Source organism: Cellulomonas gilvus ATCC 13127 (assembly GCF_000218545.1).
Classification (GTDB): domain Bacteria; phylum Actinomycetota; class Actinomycetes; order Actinomycetales; family Cellulomonadaceae; genus Cellulomonas; species Cellulomonas gilvus.
On sequence record NC_015671.1, the window covers coordinates 1,643,726 to 1,663,199 of the forward strand.

Below are 19,474 nucleotides of genomic sequence, written 5' to 3' on the forward strand. Positions count from 1 at the left end.
GGGCCGTGTCCCGGCCGGTCAGTCGGCCGGACCCACCAGCACCGTGACGGACAGTCCGGGGACGACGAGCGTGCCGGGCTCGGGACGCCGCACGGGGGCCCACGCGGCGGCGACCTGGAGCGGGACCGGGGGCAGCGTCACCGTCCGCTCGGCCGGGTCGAGGTTGACCACCACGCGTGCCGATCCGCGGTGCAGCACCAGCACGCCCTGCCACGGCCCCGCGGCCTCGTCGGGACCGTCCCACGTGAGGTCGGTCGAGGCGAGGTCGCCCGACGCGAGGTCCGGCACGGAGCGCCGCAGCACGACGAGCTGGCGGTACCAGTCGAGCAGGCGCGCGTGCTCGTCCTGCGCGCGCTCGTCCCGGTCCAGCACCGCGCTCGCGTGCGTCGCGGCGTCCTGCGGGTCGGGGACGGTCACGTCGCCGCCGTACACCTGCTCCCAGCCGTGGCCCGCGAACTCCGCGCGTCGGCCCGTGCGGACCGCGTCGGCCAGGGCCGGGTCGGCGTAGGACGTGAAGAACGGGAACCGGCGTCGGGTGCCCCACTCCTCGCCCATGAACAGCAGCGGGGTGAACGGTGCGAGCAGCAGCAGCGCGGCCTGCGCCGCGAGCGCGCCCGCGGGCAGGCGCTCGGACGGGCGGTCGCCGAGCGCGCGGTTGCCCACCTGGTCGTGGTTCTGCACGCACACCACGAACCGGTGGCCGTCGGTCCCGGGCGGCACGGGACGGCCCCAGTCGCGGCCGCGGAACGTCGAGCGGCCGCCGTCGTGCACGAACACGCGCGTCAGCGCGTGCCGCAGCGTCGCGGGCGCGCCGAAGTCCACGTAGTACCCGTGCCGTTCGCCCGTGACCAGCGCGTGGATCGCGTGGTGCACGTCGTCGGCCCACTGCGCGGTCATGCCCCAGCCGCCGTCGGTCGTCGGCGCAACGGAGACCGGGTCGTTGAGGTCCGTCTCGGCCACGAGCGACAGCGGTCGGCCGAGCTCGGTGGACAGCGCGGCGACCTCGTCGGAGAGCTGGGCCAGCAGGTGCACGGGGGAGTCGTCCGCGAGCTCGTGCACCGCGTCCAGCCGCAGCGCGTCGACGTGGAAGTCGCGCAACCACCGCAGAGCGGAGTCCACGAGCCACCGCCGCACGTGCGACGAGCCGGGCTGGTCGAGGTTGATCGCCGCACCCCACGGCGTCTGGTGCGCGTCGGTCCAGTACGGCCCGAACTCGCCGACGTACGCGCCCGACGGGCCCAGGTGGTTGTGCACCACGTCGAGGCACACCGCGAGCCCGCGCGCGTGCGCGGCGTCGACGAACCGCTGCAGCGCGGCCGGGCCGCCGTACGCGTCGTGCACCGCGTACGGGCCCACGCCGTCGTACCCCCAGCCGCGGTCGCCGTCGAACGGCGCGAGCGGCATGAGCTCGACCACGTCCACCCCGAGCGCGACGAGGTCGTCCAGGTGCGCGATCGCCGCGTCGAGCGTGCCCTCGCGCGTGAACGTGCCGACGTGCAGCTCGTAGAGGACGCGGCCGCGCACGTCCAGGCCGGCCCAGCCCGCGTCGGTCCACGCGAACGCCCGCGCGTCGAACGTGCGGCTCGGGCCGTGCACGCCGTGCGGCTGCCACGGGCTGCGCGGGTCCGGGCGCGCCGGGCCGCCGTCGAGGCTGAACGCGTAGTCCGTCCCGTCCGGCAGGCCGTCCGCGGCCCACCAGCCCTCGTCGGCGCGCGTCATGGGCCGGCGGCCCTCGTCGACGACGAGGTCCACGTGCGCCGCGCGCGGGGCCCAGACGCGCACGCTCACGCGTCCGCCTCGCGGACCAGGAGCGCGACCGGGAGCCGCTCGAGCAGCGGGGCCACCGGGACGATCCCGCCGTCGACCTCCGTCCCGGTCAGGACGTCCACCCACCGGCCCTCCGGCAGCCCCACGGTGTGGTCCGCCCAGCCGCCGAGCCGGTCCACCGACGCGGCGAGCCGCGTCGCGACGACCGCCACGCGCGGGTCGTCGGCGACCGTGCGCGCGTACGTGATCGTCTGACCCGACGAGTGCGGAAGCGGCACGTAGCCCGCCTCCGGTCCCACGAACGCCTCGGGCATGCTGCGCCGCAGCCGCAGCGCGCGCGAGGTGACCAGGAGCTTCTCGTCGGACAGGTCACGGGGACCGGCGCCGTCGTCGAGCCGCGCCAGGCGAGTCACGAGCGGCTCGAGCGGCACGTGGCGGCGGTTGTCGGGGTCCACGAGCGTCGGCTCGGCCATCTCGCTGCCCTGGTACACGTCGGGCACGCCGGGCAGCGTGAGCTGGACGAGCTTGGTGCCGAGCGTCGCGGCGCGCACGGCCGTGCGCGTGCGCACCTCCCACTCCGTGAACAGCCCCGTGACCACCGGGTCGGCCAGCGCATGCCGCGCGAGCTCGAGCACGGCCGCCTCGTAGGCCTCGTCGGGCGCGGTCCAGAACGTGTGGCTCTTCGCCTCGCGCATCGCCTTGGTCAGGTACGGCTCGAGCCGGTCCAGCGGGATCGGCCCGGCCTCGGTCCACGTGCCCGCGAGCGTCTGCCACACCCACTGCTCGGTGCGGCCGTCGACGCGTGAGCTCCGTGCCGACGCGGTCGCGGCGCGCACCCGCGCGACCAGCGCCGCCCACTCGCTCGGCAGCTCCGAGAGCACGCCCAGCCGGTTGCGGGTGTCCTCGCCGCGCTTGGTGTCGTGCGTCGAGAGCGTCGTCATGGCCAGCGGCGCCGCGACCTGCTGACGCGCCGCCCAGGCGGCCAGGTCGGTGGGGGTGAGCGCGAAGCGCGCGGGTTCGCCGCCCACCTCGCACAGCCCCACCAGGTGCGTCCAGCGGTAGTACGCGGTGTCCTCGACGCCCTTGGCCGTGACCGCGCCGCACGTCTGCTGGAACCGCACCACGAGCTCGTCGCGACGGACCCCGCGCGTGCGGCCGGCGCTGCCGACCTCGCGGCCCAGCAGCAGGTCGACCAGCACGTCCATGGTCGCGGCGCGCTCGGCGGACATGCGCGTGCGCGCGAGCGTCGCGGCGTGTTCGAGCGCCGCGACCGAGTCCGGATGCACCTGCTCGCCCGGGACCACGTAGGAGCGGTAGCGCTCGCTCGCGACGAGCAGCTCGACGAGGCACTCGTGCAGCGCGCGCCAGGTGTGGTCGCGCAGGCGCAGGTCGTCGGCGCAGATGCTGGCCGCGAGCGTCGTCAGCCGGTAGACCTCGGCGTACAGCGGGCCGTCGACCACCTCGCGCTTGGCCTGCTCGGCCACGTGCGCGTAGTCGTCGGACGCGTCGCCCGTGAGGCGGTGCATGAGCGCACCGAGCGGGGCGGCTCCGCCGGGGTCGACGAACGTCTGCTGGATGCGCCACAGCGCGTCGTAGCCCGTGGTGCCCGCGGTCGCCCAGTCGGGCGGCAGGTCCTCCTCGCCCTCGAGGATCTTCTCGACGACGACCCACGCGCCCCCGCTGGCCTCGTGCAGCCGGGCGAGGTAGCCCGCCGGGTCGGCCAGGCCGTCGGGGTGGTCGATCCGCAGGCCGTCGAGCGTGCCGTCGGCCAGCAGGTCAAGCACCAGCCGGTGCGTCGCGTCGAACACCTCCGGGTCCTCGACGCGCACCGCGACCAGCGTCCCGACGTCGAAGAACCGCCGGTAGTTGAGCTCCTCGTCGGCCACGCGCCAGTACGCGAGGCGGTAGTGCTGACGCTCGAGCAGCTCGACGAGCGGCAGCGCCTCCGTCCCCTCCCGCACCGGGAAGACGTGGTCGTGGTACCGCAGGACCGTGCAGGTGCCGTGACCGGGCACGTCCTGCTCGACCAGCTCGATCTCGCCGCGCGCGACGACGGCTCCTATGCGGTCGCCCAGCACGGGCATCAGCACGGCGCCGTCGCCGGCCGACCAGTCGACGTCGAACCACGCGGCGTACGGCGAGGCGGGCCCGTCCGCGAGCACCGACCACAGCGCGGTGTTGTGCCACACGGGCGTCGGCACGGCCATGTGGTTGGGCACGATGTCGAGCACCAGGCCCAGACCCGCGCCGTGCGCGGCGTCCGCGAGCCGGCGCAGCGCCGGCAGGCCGCCCAGCACGGGCGAGACCTCGTCGTGCGCCACCACGTCGTAGCCGTGCGTGGAGCCAGGTGCGGCCGTGAGCACGGGGGACAGGTAGACGTGCGTGACCCCGAGCGACGCGAGGTACGGCACGCGCCCGGCGACGTCGTCCAACGTCATATCGGCGCCGAGCTGGACACGGTACGTGGAGACCGGGACCGGCCTGCCGGGTGCGGGCAGGCGGCGTGCCGCGGTCTGCCGCGCCTCGGTCACGGGGCTCCGTCCGTCGGCGCGGCGGCGGTCTCACCCGCGGCGTCCGCCTGTGGCGTCTGCTCGTCGGCCGTGCGGCGCGACGAGCGCTTGCGCGGTGCGCGGGGCTCGGGCGGCTGGACCTTGGCCTGCTCGCGCGCGGCCACCGCGACCGCGCCCGTGCCGGACACCGACGGGATCTCCTGGAACGGCGCCCGGGTCAGCACCACCATCGAGTGCCCGGCGAGCGCGAGCTCCTCGCCCGGCCGTGCCGTGTCACCGGGATCCACCTGCGAGTCCGTGTCGAACACCGCCGTCCACAGCTCGCCGTACGCGGCGTCCGGGATGGTGAACGACGCGGGGTCGGGCTGACCGTTGAAGAGGATGAGGAACGAGTCGTCGACCACCTGCTCGCCCCGCATGTCGGGCTCCGCGATCGCGTCCCCGTTGAGGAACACCGCCACGGCGCGCGCCATCGAGTTGTTCCACTCGTCGTCGGACATGTGCTCGCCCGAGGGCGACAGCCACGCGATGTCGCGCAGCTCGGACTCGCCCCCGTGCTCGGGAGCGCCCGCGAAGAAGCGCCGCCGCCGGAACACGGGGTGCTCGTTGCGCAGCCGGATCACCCGCCGCGTGAACTCGAGCAGCGCGGTGCGCTCGTCGTCCAGGTCCCAGTCCACCCAGGACAGCTCGTTGTCCTGGCAGTACACGTTGTTGTTGCCCTGCTGCGTGCGGCCCAGCTCGTCGCCGTGCGCGAGCATGGGGATGCCCTGCGAGAGCAGCAGCGTGGCCAGGAAGTTGCGCTGCTGGCGCGCGCGCAGCGCGTTGATCGCGGCGTCGTCGGTCGGGCCCTCCGCACCGCAGTTCCACGAGCGGTTCCACGAGTCGCCGTCGCGGTTGTCCTCGCCGTTGGCCGCGTTGTGCTTCTCGTTGTAGGAGACCAGGTCCCGCAGCGTGAAGCCGTCGTGCGCGGTGACGAAGTTGACGCTCGCGATGGGCCGGCGCCCGGTGTGCTCGTACAGGTCCGACGAGCCCGACAGCCGGCTCGCGAACTCGCCGAGCGTCGAGGGCTCGCTGCGCCAGAAGTCGCGCACGGTGTCGCGGTACTGCCCGTTCCACTCCGACCACAGCGGGGGGAAGCCACCCACCTGGTACCCGCCGTCACCCACGTCCCACGGCTCGGCGATCAGCTTGACCTGCGAGACCACCGGGTCCTGGTGCACCAGGTCGAAGAACGCCGACAGGCGGTCCACCTCGTGGAACTGACGTGCGAGCGTGGCCGCGAGGTCGAACCGGAAGCCGTCCACGTGCATCTCGGTGACCCAGTAGCGCAGCGAGTCCATGATGAGCTGGAGCACGTGCGGCGAGCGCATGAGCAGCGAGTTGCCCGTGCCCGTCGTGTCGAAGTAGTGCTCCTTGGCGTCGTCCACCAGCCGGTAGTAGTTGGCGTTGTCGATGCCGCGGAAGCTCAGCGTGGGGCCCATGTGGTTGCCCTCGGCCGTGTGGTTGTAGACCACGTCGAGGATCACCTCGATGTCCGCGGCGTGCAGCTCCTTGACCATCGCCTTGAACTCCTGCACCTGCTGGCCGGGCTGGCCGAACGCCGAGTAGGCGTTGTGCGGGGCGAAGAACCCGATGGTGTTGTAGCCCCAGTAGTTGGACAGCCCCTTCTCCTGGAGCGAGGGGTCGTTGACGAACTGGTGCACCGGCATGAGCTCGATCGCCGTGACGCCGAGCTGCTTGAGGTGCTCGATCACCGCGGGGTGGGCGAGGCCCGCGTACGTGCCGCGCAGCTCCTCGGGCACCGCGGGGTGCCGCTGCGTCAGGCCGCGCACGTGCGCCTCGTAGATCACCGACTGGTGGTACTCGTGCTCCGGCGGCCGGTCGTGGCCCCAGTCGAAGTACGGGTTGATGACGACAGACGTCATGGTGTGCGGCGCCGAGTCGTCCTCGTTGCGCGCGGCCGGGTCGTCGAACCGGTAGGAGTACAGCGACGCGTCGCCGTCGACCTGTCCGTGGATCGCCTTGGCGTACGGGTCGAGCAGCAGCTTCGAGGGGTCGCAGCGATGGCCGTTCTCGGGGTCGTACGGGCCGTGCACGCGGTAGCCGTACTGCTGGCCGGGCTGCACCGCCGGGAGATAGCCGTGCCACACGAACGCATCGACCTCGACCAGGTCGACGCGCCGCTCGGTGCCGTCGGGCTCGATGAGGCACAGCTCCACACGCTCGGCGATCTCCGAGAACAGGGCGAAGTTCGTGCCGGCGCCGTCGTACGTCGCGCCGAGGGGGTAGGGGCGTCCGGGCCAGATGAGCATGCGTCCAACAGTGCCAGCGCACGCCCGGGTCGGCACGGCCACACGTTCGGGGTTTGGTCACACCACCCGCGTGCCGGCCCGGCCGGTCGCCACCGGACCGCTCAGGCGGCGGCCGGGGGAGCGCCCAGCGTGCGGGCCGTGGCCCGGCGCACGACCTCCAGGTCGTCCGCGCCCCGGGCACGCCAGGACAGCTGCTCGACCGCGCCGTTGCCGCGCAGCGCGAGCGCCGCGAGCTGCCGCTCCACGGCTTCCAGGTCGCCGTTGGCCTCGAGCGCGGCCCGCACGTGCTCGAGCAGCTCGCCCACCACCTGCGCGGCCGGTGCGGGCCGCCACGTCACGGGGCTCACGAGCTCGCCGCTCAGACCCGAGCGCGCGGCCCGCCACGACGCGGCGGCGAGCACCTCGGCGCGCGGACCCGTCGCGCGCGGCGCGGCCACCGCGGTGTCGGCGAGCGCCCGCACCAGCGCGGCCTGCAGCGCGGCATCGCCCGCGTCGAGGCACACGTCCGCGACGCGCACCTCGACCGTCGGGTACCTCTGGGACAAACGGGCGTCGAAGTAGAGCATCCCGTCGTCGAGGATCGTGCCGGTCGCCAGGAGGTCCTCGACGACCGAGCGGTACGTCGCGGCGTCGCCGAACGGTGCGGTCGCACCCGCGGTCGGCCAGCGGCCCCAGACCTGCGACCGGTAGCTCGCGTAGCCGCTCGCGACGCCCTGCCACGACGGGCTGTTGGCGGACAGCGCGAGCAGCACCGAGGTCCACGGCCGCATGTGGTCCAGCACGTGCACGCCCTCGTCGTCGTCGGCCACGGACACGTGCACGTGGCACCCGCACGTGAGCTGCTCGCGCGCGGTCAGGCCGAAGCGCTCGCGGATGGCCTGCGCGCGCCGGTCGGGGATGACGGTCGGGTCCACGGCCTGCGGCGCGGTGCCGAGCGCGGCGATCCGCACGCCCGCGCCCTGGGCGACGTCGTCGACGCGCTCGCGGCCCGCGCGGACCTGCTCGAGCAGCTCGCGCAGGTCGGTGCACGGGTGCGTCGACGTCTCGACCTGCTCGCGCTTGAACTCCTTCTCCACGTCGCCACCCGGCTGCGGCGTGGACGTCAGCGTCCGGGCCGCGAGCCCGAGCACGGCCGGCGACTGCGCGGCCGGCACGCCCTCGGGCGTGACCAGCAGGTACTCCTCTTCCACACCCATGGTTCGCACGCGCCCCAGTGTGGGGCGGGACCGCGCAGGCGGCGAGCGGAGCAGTGCAAGACCTCGCGTCGCCGGGACACAGGCAGTGCGGGGGTGGTGACGTGGACGCGACGGGGCGTGCGGTGGTGGCGGGGCTGGGCGTGATCGTCGGGGTGGTCGGGCTCCTCGTCGCGATGCTCGCGGCCCTCGAGCAGGGTCCGGGCGCGCCCGCGCCGGCGGCGCCCGCGGTCGCGCGGGTCCTCGACCGGTGAGACACGCCCCGAACGGACGGCGCCCGATCGGGGCACGGGCGGCGCTCTGACCAGCGGTTCCATCCGTTGTGACCTGCGTCACACCATGGTCGCCTGGACACGATGTCCGACTTGTCGGTTAGCGTCTGGCCACACCACGGAGCGAGTTCGGCCCCGTGAACTCGGCGCCACCGTCGCCGTCGCACCGGCAGCGGTGGGACCTCCCACCGACGCCTCGGCACGGCGACGAGAAGAGGGCCCGAAGTGTCCACCACCACAGCCTCCGGCGTGACCGCGCCCACCACGTTCGACCGGCTCGTGCTCGAGCCCCGACGCACCGACCAGCCGCACGCGCGGCCGGCCCGCTCACCCGAGACGCACGCCGCGCAGAGCCCGTCGCTCGTCCTCATGGTCCTGATCGCGAGCGCAGGCATCGTGGTCTACGCGGTGTTCCTGCTCAACCCGGCCAACCGCGGCGACTGGCTCCCGTACGCGATGGTCATGGCGGCGGAGACCGTGCTCGTCGTGCACGCGCTGCTGGCCATGTGGACCGTGCTGTCCGCGAGCCACGACCCGCGGGGCTTCCACTTCCACCACGCGCAGGACCGTCTGTACGACGTCGCGGACATCGTGCGGGCCCGCGCCGAGGACCGCCCGCACGAGTGGACGATGTACCTGCGGGACCGCGCCATGACGGTCGACGTGTTCATCACGACGTACGGTGAGGACGTCGGGACCATCCGCCGCACCGTGACGGCCGCGCTCGGCATGCAGGGCGCCCACCGCACGTGGGTGCTCGACGACGGCCGCTCCGACGAGGTGCGCGACCTCGCGGCCGAGCTCGGGGCGCGGTACATCCGGCGCCTGTCGAGCAACGGGGCCAAGGCCGGGAACATCAACCACGCGCTGTCCATCGCGCGCGGCGACCTGTTCGTCGTGCTGGACGCGGACTTCGTGCCGCTGCCGACGTTCCTGCACGAGACGGTCCCGTTCTTCGCGGACGACGCGGTCGCGTTCGTCCAGACGCCGCAGACCTACGGCAACCTGCACACGACGATCTCCAAGGGCGCCGGCTACATGCAGGCGGTGTTCTACCGCTTCATCCAGCCGGGGCGGAACCGGTTCAACGCCGCGTTCTGCGTGGGCACCAACGTGATCTTCCGCCGCGCCGCGATCGACTCGGTGGGCGGCATCTACTCGGACTCCAAGTCCGAGGACGTGTGGACCTCGCTCATGCTGCACGAGAAGGGCTGGCGCACGGTCTACATCCCCGAGACGCTCGCGATCGGCGACACCCCCGAGACCATCGAGGCGTACTCCAAGCAGCAGCTGCGCTGGGCGACCGGCGGGTTCGAGATCATGCTCACGCACAACCCGCTGTCGCGCCGCCACCCGCTCACGCTCGACCAGCGCCTGCAGTACACGGTGACCGCCACGCACTACCTCACGGGCATCGCGCCGCTGCTGCTCCTGCTGGTGCCGCCGCTGCAGATCTACTTCGACCTGACGCCCATGAACCTCGAGATCACGCCCCTGACATGGGCGCTGTACTACGCGGGGTTCTACGTCCTGCAGATCGTGCTGGCCTTCTACACGCTGGGGTCGTTCCGCTGGCAGGTGCTGCTGCTCGCGTCGGTCTCGTTCCCGATCTACACGCGCGCGCTGGTCAACGCGGTGCTGCGGCGTGACCAGGCGTGGCACGTCACGGGCGCCAAGGGCGCCTACCGCTCGCCCTTCGCGTTCATCAACGCCCAGCTCATGTTCTTCCAGCTGCTCGCGCTCACCACGGCCGTCGGCATCTGGAAGGACGTGTCCAACAGCTACCCGAGCCTCGCGGTGGCCTGGAACGCGACGAACACCGTCATCCTCGGCGGGTTCGTCGTCACCGCGTGGCGTGAGGCCCGCGCCGGCCGGCGTGCCGCCCGCGCGGCGCGCGCCGACCAGCAGGGTCCGCCACGCGGACGACGCGCGGCGGCCACGCCCGCCCTGACGACCGGAGGTGCCGCATGACCTGGCGCGTACGGCTCAAGATCCTCACCGGCACGCTCGTCGTGCTCGTCGTCGCCGCACTGGCGACCTACCACGTGAACCAGACCCGCGGCACGGCCGTGAGCGACTCCGCGCAGATCCTCGGGCAGTCCTACACGGTGGGCACGCCCTACCCGGGTCTGGTCGTGGACCAGCAGGTCGAGGTGGGCGACGAGGTGCGCGAGGGCGACCCGCTGTTCGTCATCGACTCGACCGCGCTCGAGCGCGACCTGAGCCTGGGCACCGTGAGCACCGCGGGTGCGTCCACGAACATCGACGACGAGGGCGACCTGGTGGTCCTCGCGACCGCCGACGGGACCGTCGTGGGCCTGACCGCGACCGAGGGCACGTTCGTGTCCGCCGCGGACCACCTGGCGACCGTGCAGCGCGCGGGGTCGTTGTACGTGCAGGCCGAGTACACGCTCTCGGCCAAGGAGTACGCGCGCGTGCCCGACGACGCCGCCGTCAGCATCGTGCTGCCGAACACGGCGACGCTGTCCGGCCACGTCGACCACGTGCAGGTCACGACGGTCGCGGGGCAGGCCCAGGCGGTGGTCACGGTCGTGAGCGACGAGCTCGTGCAGGGTGAGCAGAACGGGCTGGTGAACGCCGGCACCCCGGTCGAGGCGCGGCTGGCGCTGCGCAACGACGGGGTGGTCACGACCGTCTCCGACGCCGTGACGGGCTACGTGCGGGGGCTGTTCGGGTGACCGCGCGCGTCCGGCTGGTCGGGCTGCTCGTGGTGCTCGTGGCCGCGCTCGGAGGGGTGCTCGCGTTCGCGGCGCAGCGCGGCACGGACGACCCCGCACCGCCTGCCGGAGAGGGGCCGCCGCCCGGGCCGCCCGACGCGGCCGTGCCGGTCGTCGACACCGGCGCCCTCGTGGCGGGTGTGCCCGCGCGTGCGGTCGCGAAGCTCCCGGAGGCGAGGGTCGCAGCGGGCGTCCTACCGGAGTCGAACCGGTGGTACTCCGGTCTCGTCTTCGGCGACCAGCCGGCGTTCGCCACGCCGTTGTCCTTCGCGGTCGGCGACGGCGGCTTCACGATCGGGCTGCCACAGCCGGTCGCCTCGGCCGCGACGGTCGCGGGGCCGCACGTGCCCGCGCTCGGCATCGACGTGGGGGCGAGCTCGTACCGCGTCTCGGCCGCCGACCCCGTCGCGGTCTCGCTCGAGCTGCTCGACGACGCGGGTGACGTGCTCGGCACCGTCGCGCTCGCCGCGGGGTCGCCCGTCGTGACGTTCGTCGCAGAGGGGGACGTCACGGTCCGCACGACGACCACCGCGGGGACCCTGCGGGCGACGCCCGACGGACCCGCGAGCGCGACGGGCGACGTGGCGGGCACGCGGTGGGCCGTGGTGGCGGGGGACTACCGCGACGGCGGGAGCGACCTGCGGGCCGGGGACGTGATCGGCTGGTACGCGCTGCCCGCGGACGCGACCGGCGCGGCGCAGGACGCGCTCGCGCTGGCCGCGCAGCACCCCGTGCGGGGCGCCGACGTCACGTACGGCGTCGACGACGACGTGGCCCGCACCACCGTGCGCTACCGCACGGCCGGCGGCCCCGGCGCGTACGTGCTCAGCCCGCACCACCGCGCGGGCACGCAGCCCGAGCGCGAGGGCTGCGGGCTCGGGGAGTACCCGTCGGTCGGGGGCACGCTCGAGCTGTGCGCGGGCAGCACCCTCACGGCGTTCGCGCCCACCGTGCGCGCGGCGGCGGTGCCGGACCTCGACGGCGTGCCCGAGGACCGGCTCGCGACGCTGCGCACGACGCTCGTCGCCGACGTCGCCGCGACACCGGCGTTCCCCTCCGACTCGTACTTCGGGGCCAAGGCGCTGTTCCGGGCCGCGACGCTCGTCGTGCTGGGCGAGCGGCTGGGCGCCGCCGACGAGGTCGCGGACCTGCGCGAGCGCACGGCCGCCGCGCTGCGGGAGTGGGCCCAGCCCGACGGGTGCGAGCGACGCGACGCCCGCTGCGTCGTGTACGACCCCGAGGCCCGCTCGGCGATCGGGCTCACACCGTCGTTCGGCTCGGACGAGCTCAACGACCACCACTTCCACTACGGCTACCTGCTGTCGGCCGCGGGCCTGCTCGGAGCCGACGACGCGGCGCTCGTCACGGACCTCGCCCCGGTGATGGACCTGCTCGCCGCGGACATCGCGTCGGCCACGGCCGGCCCCGAGCTGCCGCAGCTGCGCGCGTTCGACCCGTACGCGGGCCACTCGTGGGCGTCGGGCACGTCCCCGTTCGCGGACGGGAACAACCAGGAGTCGACGTCCGAGGCGGTGACCGCGTGGAACGGGCTGGGGCTCTGGGCGCGGGCGAGCGGTCAGGACGCGCTCGCGCAGGAGGCGAGCTGGCTGCAGTCCACCGAGTCCGCCGCGGCGCGCGCGTACTGGACCGCGCCCGACCTGTCGGCCTTCCCCGCGTTCGAGCACCAGGTCGTCTCGTTGGTGTGGGGCGGCAAGCGGGACTACGCGACCTGGTTCAGCCCCGAGCCGAACGCGATCCTCGGCATCCAGCTCATCCCGATGGGGCCCGCGCAGGCCGCGACCGCCACCGGGGTGGATCCGGAGCGGATCCGCGCGGCGGTCGACGAGGCCGCGCCCGACGGGTACGACGTCGCGTTCGGGGGCTACCTGCTCGCGTACCGTGCGCTCGCGGGGCCGCAGGACGCGGCGCACGCGTGGGACGCGCTCGTGGCCGTGTCCGACGAGGCGATCGACGACGGGACCTCGCGCACGGCGCTGCTCGCGTTCGTGGCCGACGCGACGGGCTGACGGGCGGGCCGGGCGGCCGCGGTCAGTCGGTGGACGGGACCGGACCGGTCGAGTCCCGCACCACGAGCTCGGTCGGCATGACCACGTGCTCGGGCTCGACCGGCGCGGCGCCCGGGCGCGTCGCGGCCAGCGCGTGCCGGAGCGCGAGCGCCGCGGCGTGGCCCTTGGCACCCAGGTCCTGCCGCACGGTCGTGAGGGCCGGCGTGATCGTGCGCGCGAGCGCGCTGTCGTCGTAGCCCACCACGGACAGGTCCTGCGGCACTTGCAGACCGCGTTCGTGCGCGGTGCGGACCACGGCCCACGCGACGAGGTCCGAGAAGCACAGCACCGCGGTCGGGCGGTCCGGGAGGTCCAGGAGGGTGCGCGCCGCCTGCAGCGCGTCGTCCTCGAGGTTGTCCCGCATGTTGATGCCGACGACGTCGGCACCCGCGGGCGTCAGCGCGCTGAGCCACCCCGTCACGCGCTCGCGTGAGACGTACCCGCGGCCGGTCGTGGTCGGGTCGTCGACGAGGCCGGGCCGGTCGCCGTCGGCGATCGTCAGCATCGCGATCCGGCGGTGCCCCAGGGCCAGGAGGTGCTGCGCGGCGGCACGGGACCCGGGCTGGTCGTCGAGCAGGATGCTGGAGGCGCCGGGCGTGGTGGGCGCCTGGTCGACGAACACGAGCGGCAGCCGGCGGCGCTCGAGCCAGTCGAGCGCGACGGTGTCGCCCGCGCACGCGTAGACCAGGGCCGCGTCCATGGGCACGTCGCGGGCCGCGACCCGGTCGCCGGTGCCGCTGCTGGGCAGCAGCGAGATCGCCAGACCGGTGGGCGCGAGCGCCTCGGCGAGGGACGCGAAGAACTCCGCGGCGATCGGGTCCCGGAACGCGGACCCGAGCGAGTCGGTGAACAGGACGCCGACCGAGCCGGCCGATCCGCGGGCCAGCACGCGCGCCGCTGGGTCGGGCCCGACGTAGCCGAGCTCGTCGGCCGCCGCCAGGATCGTCGTCCGCAGCTCGGCGGACAGCTGGTCGGGGCGCGAGAACGCGTTCGAGACGGTCATGCGGCTCACGCCGACCTTGTCGGCGACCGTCTGCAACGTCACCCGGCCCACGGCCGCCTCCTCTCGCCGACCCCCGCGGGGGTCCCCGGCGCCAGGGTAGGCGACCGCGGGCGCGGTCACGGCGTTCACCGCAGGATCGCGGTGCGCTCGCTGGGCGCGAGCGCGTCCGCGAGACGGTGGAGCGTGCGGGCGCCGGACAGGCGCACCGCGACGACGGGTCGTGCGGGGCGACGCAGGCGGCGTCGGGGCGCGTCCGGCACCACCGGTGCGTCGGGGAGCGCGCTGCGTGACTGCTGCAGCGTGGCCTGGCGCGAGTGCAGGAGGCTGAGCGGGGGCGGGCTGAGGTACATGGTTCCCTCCACGTCTGTACCGGTCCAGTTCTGTACCGCTACAGTAGACTCGCTCGCTTTACCGGTCAAGAGGTGCCGGTGGATCAGTTCAGGGCGGTGATGATCAGGCCCTGCGTGATCGCGAACCCCGCCACCAGGTTGAGCCACAGGAACCGGCGCCACCCCCGGTTGGCGCGCTCGCAGTCGGCGTCCGTGACGTCGCGGAACGGCGCGACCGAGAGCAGGTAGGCGGCGGGCACGGCCGCCGCGAGCGCGGCGGGCCAGCCTGCGGTCGCCATGAGCACGGCCGCGAGCGCGTATCCCGCCATCGAGAGGCGCACCGTGCGGCGCGCGCCCAGGACGGTCGCGACCGAGCCGATGCCCGCGCTGCGGTCCGCCCGCACGTCCTGGACCGCGCCGAACGCGTGCGACGCGCACGCCCACGCGAAGAACGCCACGAGCGTCGCGACCACGGGCCACGTCCACGCGCCGCCGGCGAGCACCACACCCAGCACGGCGGGGCTGACGAAGTGCGTCGCGGACGTCGCCGAGTCCACCCCGGGACGCTCCTTGAACCGCAGCCGCGGAGCCGAGTAGGCGACCACCGCGAACACGCTCACCGCGAGGACCACGAGTGCGAGCGGCTGCCCCAGTGCCACCGCGAGCACCGCGAGCGTCACGACGAACGGCACGTTGCTCACCACCGCGGCGACGATCGTCGTGCGGTGCCAGCGCGTGTCCAGCACCACGCCCTCGATCCCGCCCTTGCGGGGGTTGGCCAGGTCCGACTCGTGGTCCCAGACGTCGTTCAACCCGTACATCAGCAGGTTGTACGGGATCAGGAACCAGACCGTCCCGATCACGAGCGCGGCGTCCACGGACCCGCCCGCGAGCAGGTAGGCCACCGCGAACGGGTAGGCGGTGTCGATCCAGGACAACGGTCGCGACGAGCCCACGACCTGCCGCAGCCCGGCGCGCCACCCGCGGCGCGGCGCGGGCGGTGCCTCGACGGCGGTCATGCGGCCTCCCGGTCCCGTGGGGTGAGCAGCGCGAGCAGCGAGGGCAGCAGGAGCGCGGCGACCAGCGGCCACGCGAGGTCCTCGACGGGGGCCAGCCACACGCGGGGGCCGGCCAGCGCGGACTCGTCGTACGTGAACAGGTCCGCCGCGACCATGGCCGTGTCGAACACGACCGTCAGGACGGTCAGCACCACGGCGGTCAGCGCGACGACCGCAGCGAGCGTCGTCCTGCCACGACCGCGGCGGGGCTCGGTGAGCACCGCGACCGTGCACACCGCGGCGCTCAGGGCGAGCACCACGGCAGCGAGACCCGCGTACGAGTCCAGCGGGTTCATCGCGGCACCCGGGCGCCGGCGGGTGCGGGCCGAGCGGCGCGGGCCAGCACGCGCCGCGCCGCACCCGCGGTCACGAGCGTCAGGTGGGACAGGAACGTCACGAACACGATCTCCTCGACCGGGAGGTGGGGTGCGAGCCACACGCCGAGCAGCGCGTCGCTCGCACCACGACCGTAGAAGCCCTGCGCGATCGCCACCAGGTCCCACACCACGAGCACGACCGCGCCGGCGAGCACGACCAGCGCGACCCGTACGCGCGCCACGCGCGGGCCGCGCCCCAGTGCCAGCCCGAACCGCAGGTCGAGCGTGAGGACGCCTGCCCACGAGACCAGGAGGCACAGCAGGTACAGCCCCCTCACGGCGCCACCGGCTCGGGGCGGTCCGCGGGCTCCTCGAGCGCACCGGCCGACGTGTCGCCGCGCAGGCGCTTGACGACGAGCTCGGCGCTGATGAGGCACATCGGCAGACCGATCCCGGGGATGGTCGAGCCGCCCGCGTACACCAGCCCGGCGACGTGCCGGGAGGTGTTGCGCCCGCGGAAGAACGCGCTCTGGCGCAGCGTGTGCGCGGGACCGAGCGCGCCGCCGCGCCACGCCGACAGGTCACGCGCGAAGTCCGCGGGCCCGACCGTGCGCCGCACGACGGTCCGCTCGGCCAGGTCCGGCACACCCGCCCACTGCGCGATCGTCGCGACCGCCGCGTCGGCCACGCGCTCCACGGCGGGGTCGCCGCTGCCGGCCAGGCCACCTGCCCCGATGGACGGGTCGGCCGGCACCGGGACCAGCACGAACATCGTCTCGTGCTCGGGCGGCGCGACCGACGGGTCGGTGCGGGACGGCGTGCAGACGTACATGGAGGCGGGGTCCGGCACGTGCCGGTCGTCGCCGAAGATCGCGTCGAAGTTGGTCCGCCAGTCCCGCGTGAACAGCATCGTGTGGTGGGCGAGCTGGGGCACGCGGCCCCGCACGCCGAGGTGCACCAGCACCGCGCCCGGGCCGGGGTCCCGGCGCTCCCACCACGGCGCGGGGTAGGTGGCCAGGCGCTCGGGCAGCAGCCGGGTCTCGAGGTCGTGCAGGTCGCCCGCGCCCACGACGACGTCCGCCGAGAGCCGCCCGCCGTCGTCGAGCTCCACCCCGACGACCTGCTCGGCCGGTCCGCGGCGAGGCCCGCCCGTGCGCGGCGCGGTCAGGACGCGGGTCACGCGGGTGCCCGTCCGCACCTGGACGCCCGCGCGTGTCGCGCACCGCAGCACCGCGTCGATCACGGAGCCGAACCCGCCGCGCGGGTACAGCACCCCGACCTCGAGGTCCGCGTGGCTCATGAGGTGGTAGAGGCTGGGCGCGCGTTCGGGCGACGTGCCCAGGAAGACTGCGGGATAGCCGAGGATCTGGCGGATGCGGGGGTCGGTGAACCGACGCGCCACGAGCCGCTCGAGCGACGTGCCGAGCAGCGGGGCGAGCCGGGGCACGTGCCGCAGGACCTCACGGTCGAGCAGGTGCGTCGGGCGCTCGAACGTCGAGTACAGGAAGTGCCGCACCGCGAGGTCGTACGCCTCGCGAGCGGACGTGAGGTGCGCGTCGAGCCGCGTCGACGATCCCGGCTCGAGCGCCTCGAACGCCTCGTGCGCGGCCCCGGTGCGCACGTCCACGCGCGGCGCCGGGCCCGCGACCGCGGGCTCGAACAGCACGCGGTAGGCCGGGTCCAGCCGTTCGAGGTCGAGCTCGGCCTCCGCCGTCGTGCCGCACATGCGGAAGAAGTGGTCGAACACCTCCGGCATCAGGTACCAGGACGGGCCCAGGTCGAACGTGAAGCCGTCCTGCTGCCACGTCGCCGCCCGCCCGCCGACGTGGTGCTGCTGCTCCACGACCTCGACCGCGTACCCCTCACGTGCCAGGAGCGCGGCGCTCGCGAGCCCCGCGATGCCCGCGCCGATGACGACCGCGCGCCGCCGGTGGTCCGTCGACTCCCGCGCGGTCACGTGCGCACCAACGGCAGCAGGTTGCGCACGACGATCCCGGCCTTCGCGGTGCCCGGCACCCGGACCCGCTCGCGCGCGATGCCGGCCGCGGGTGTGGCGCGCAGCCGCGCGGAGAGCGCCGCGAACAGGTCGTGCGCGGTGCGCACCGCGCGCCGGCTCGAGGCCGGCAGCGCGGCGATCGCCGCACGCGCGGCCGCGAGGTCGGCGTCCACGTCGTCGAGGAGCAGGTCGCGCTGCGCGTCGGTCAGCGCACCCGCGTCGATCCCGGGGAAGTACTGCCGGCCCAGGTCGTCGCGGTCGGCCGCGAGGTCGCGCAGGAAGTTGACCTTCTGGAACGCCGCGCCGAGGCGCCGCGCGCCCGGCGTGAGCTCGGCGTACACGTCGTCACGGCGTGCGGTGTCGGCGTCGGGTGCGCCGACGAACACGCGCAGGCACATCAGCCCGACCACCTCGGCCGACCCGTAGACGTAGGTCTCGAACGACGCGTCGTCGTGCCGGTCGGCGGACAGGTCCGTGCGCATCGAGGCGAAGAACGGGACGACGAGGTCCGGCCCGATGCCGTGCTCGCGCGCCGTCCGGGCGAACGCGTGCACCACCAGGTTGGTCGAGAAGCCCGACTCGAGCGCCTGCAGCGTGTCCGCCTCGAGCGCGTCCAGGAACGCGGCCCGCTGCGCCGTGTCGAGCCCGAGGTCGGGTGCGTCCACCACCTCGTCCGCGACCCGGACCAGGCCGTAGATCGTGCGGACGTGGCCGCGCACGGGCTCGTGCAGCAGGCGGCACGCGCGGCCGAACGACGTGGAGTACTCGTCGACGATCGTCGCGGTCGCCGTGGCGGCCGCGTGCGCGTACCGCTCGGCACCGCCGTCGGCGACGCGGCGTCCCCGGCCGCTCATGCCGCCCACCCGCGGTGGTCGATGAGCGAGGCGACGCCCGCGAGCGCGTCGTCGGGCAGGCCCGCACGGTGCGCCTCGGCGTGCGCCGCGTCCAGGTGCCGGTGGACCAGGTCCTCGACGAAGCGGCGCGAGCCGCTGCTCTCGAGCAGCCGGCGCGCCTGGCGCGCGGCAGCGACGGTGAGGTCGGGGTCGCCCACGTGACGGGCCAGGCGCGGCCAGACGGCGGTGGTGCGCGCATGCGCTACCAGGACCGTCAGCTTGCCCTCACGCAGGTCGCTCAGCGTGCTCTTGCCCGTCGCGCGCTCGTCGCCGAACACCCCGAGCAGGTCGTCGTGCAGCTGGAACGCGATCCCCAGCAGACGGCCGAGCCGGTCGAGCGAGGCCACGGTCGCGTCGTCCACGCCCGCCAGGATGCCGCCCGCGCACAGCGGGAGGCAGAACGAGTACGCCGCGGTCTTGAGCTCGCCCACGGCGAGCACGTCGGCCAGCGAGGGGTCGTCCACGCCGAGCGCGAACCGCACGTCACGCAGCTCGCCCGCGGCCGACTCCGTCACGGCGTCGTCCAGCAGCGTGAGCAGGCGGGCCACGGTCGCCGGGGGAGCGGGTGTCGTGGCGACCAGACGGGTGGCCGCCACCAGGGCCAGGTCGCCCGCGAGGATGCCCGCGGCGCGCCCGTACCCCTGTGCGGCGCTCGCGCCCGCGCCGGCCGCGAGCCCACGGCTGGTGAACGTCCCGGCGACGTTGGGGCGACCGCGGCGCACCTGGTCGTTGTCGATCACGTCGTCGTGCATCACGAACGCGGCGTGCAGCAGCTCGATGGCGTCACCCACGTGCTCGACGGCCGCGGTGTGGGTGCCTCCGAACGCCGCGTAGGCCGCGCGCGCGAGCGCGGGTCGCATGCGGCGTCCGCCGCGCGTCGCGTCGCCCATGGCCGCCCACAGCGCGGTGGTCTCGGCGTCGTCCAGCCGTGCGTCCCGCAGGAACGCCTCGAGGGGGCCTGGCGGGTCGGCCGTGCGGGTCTGCTCGGCGGGCGGCGCGCCGGACGCGAGCGCGGTCACG

General features: G+C 74.5%; 16 protein-coding genes. 4 read left to right on the forward strand and 12 right to left on the reverse strand.

Annotated elements, in window-relative coordinates; translation table 11 throughout:
• Window positions 1-18: 18 nt before the first annotated feature.
• From treZ to CELGI_RS07605, 4 genes are all read right to left on the reverse strand, one after another.
• Window positions 19-1,788: a malto-oligosyltrehalose trehalohydrolase gene (treZ, locus tag CELGI_RS07590; RefSeq protein WP_013883539.1), complete on the reverse strand. Its 1,770-nt coding sequence runs from the start codon at window positions 1,786-1,788 to the stop codon at window positions 19-21.
• The gene (gene treY, locus CELGI_RS07595; protein WP_013883540.1) at window positions 1,785-4,298 is read right to left on the reverse strand and encodes a malto-oligosyltrehalose synthase; all 2,514 of its coding nucleotides are present in this window, start codon (window positions 4,296-4,298) and stop codon (window positions 1,785-1,787) included. The genes treZ and treY overlap by 4 nt, the downstream gene beginning before the upstream one ends.
• Complete coding sequence (glgX, locus tag CELGI_RS07600) at window positions 4,295-6,589, reverse strand: glycogen debranching protein GlgX (RefSeq protein WP_013883541.1); 2,295 nt, start codon at window positions 6,587-6,589, stop codon at window positions 4,295-4,297. Before glgX ends, treY begins: the two co-directional genes overlap by 4 nt.
• Window positions 6,590-6,690: 101 nt before the next feature.
• On the reverse strand, window positions 6,691-7,785 hold the full coding sequence (locus CELGI_RS07605) for a carboxylate-amine ligase (RefSeq protein WP_013883542.1): 1,095 nt from the start codon (window positions 7,783-7,785) through the stop codon (window positions 6,691-6,693).
• A gap of 101 nt (window positions 7,786-7,886) precedes the next feature.
• Between CELGI_RS07605 and CELGI_RS17345 the strand changes: the two genes are divergently transcribed.
• The 4 genes from CELGI_RS17345 (at window position 7,887) to CELGI_RS07620 (ending at window position 12,819) form a co-directional block, all read left to right on the forward strand.
• Entirely contained in the window at window positions 7,887-8,036 is a 150-nt protein-coding gene (locus tag CELGI_RS17345; RefSeq protein WP_013883543.1) for a hypothetical protein, read from the forward strand.
• A 267-nt stretch (window positions 8,037-8,303) separates the two neighbouring features.
• Window positions 8,304-10,025, forward strand: a complete 1,722-nt coding sequence (locus tag CELGI_RS07610) for a glycosyltransferase family 2 protein (protein WP_041574543.1) — start codon at window positions 8,304-8,306, stop codon at window positions 10,023-10,025.
• Entirely contained in the window at window positions 10,022-10,753 is a 732-nt protein-coding gene (locus CELGI_RS07615) for an HlyD family efflux transporter periplasmic adaptor subunit (protein ID WP_013883545.1), read from the forward strand. The genes CELGI_RS07610 and CELGI_RS07615 overlap by 4 nt, the downstream gene beginning before the upstream one ends.
• A complete protein-coding gene (locus CELGI_RS07620) occupies window positions 10,750-12,819 on the forward strand; it encodes a glycosyl hydrolase (RefSeq protein WP_013883546.1) in 2,070 nt (689 codons plus the stop codon). The genes CELGI_RS07615 and CELGI_RS07620 overlap by 4 nt, the downstream gene beginning before the upstream one ends.
• A gap of 22 nt (window positions 12,820-12,841) precedes the next feature.
• Here CELGI_RS07620 and CELGI_RS07625 read toward each other — a convergent pair whose 3' ends face one another.
• From CELGI_RS07625 to CELGI_RS07660, 8 genes are all read right to left on the reverse strand, one after another.
• A complete protein-coding gene (locus tag CELGI_RS07625) occupies window positions 12,842-13,912 on the reverse strand; it encodes a LacI family DNA-binding transcriptional regulator (RefSeq protein WP_013883547.1) in 1,071 nt (356 codons plus the stop codon).
• 74 nt (window positions 13,913-13,986) lie between these two features.
• Entirely contained in the window at window positions 13,987-14,211 is a 225-nt protein-coding gene (locus CELGI_RS07630; protein WP_013883548.1) for a hypothetical protein, read from the reverse strand.
• A gap of 83 nt (window positions 14,212-14,294) precedes the next feature.
• Window positions 14,295-15,209, reverse strand: a complete 915-nt coding sequence (locus tag CELGI_RS07635) for a prenyltransferase (RefSeq protein WP_013883549.1) — start codon at window positions 15,207-15,209, stop codon at window positions 14,295-14,297.
• Complete coding sequence (locus CELGI_RS07640) at window positions 15,206-15,544, reverse strand: lycopene cyclase (protein ID WP_013883550.1); 339 nt, start codon at window positions 15,542-15,544, stop codon at window positions 15,206-15,208. Before CELGI_RS07640 ends, CELGI_RS07635 begins: the two co-directional genes overlap by 4 nt.
• Window positions 15,541-15,903 carry a lycopene cyclase domain-containing protein gene (locus tag CELGI_RS07645; protein WP_013883551.1) on the reverse strand — a complete coding sequence of 121 codons (363 nt, stop codon included), beginning with the start codon at window positions 15,901-15,903 and terminating at the stop codon, window positions 15,541-15,543. The genes CELGI_RS07640 and CELGI_RS07645 overlap by 4 nt, the downstream gene beginning before the upstream one ends.
• A complete protein-coding gene (gene crtI, locus CELGI_RS07650; protein WP_013883552.1) occupies window positions 15,900-17,522 on the reverse strand; it encodes a phytoene desaturase family protein in 1,623 nt (540 codons plus the stop codon). Before crtI ends, CELGI_RS07645 begins: the two co-directional genes overlap by 4 nt.
• Window positions 17,519-18,415 carry a phytoene/squalene synthase family protein gene (locus tag CELGI_RS07655; RefSeq protein ID WP_013883553.1) on the reverse strand — a complete coding sequence of 299 codons (897 nt, stop codon included), beginning with the start codon at window positions 18,413-18,415 and terminating at the stop codon, window positions 17,519-17,521. The genes crtI and CELGI_RS07655 overlap by 4 nt, the downstream gene beginning before the upstream one ends.
• Window positions 18,412-19,473, reverse strand: a complete 1,062-nt coding sequence (locus CELGI_RS07660) for a polyprenyl synthetase family protein (RefSeq protein ID WP_013883554.1) — start codon at window positions 19,471-19,473, stop codon at window positions 18,412-18,414. The genes CELGI_RS07655 and CELGI_RS07660 overlap by 4 nt, the downstream gene beginning before the upstream one ends.
• Between the last annotated feature and the right edge of the window lies 1 nt (window position 19,474).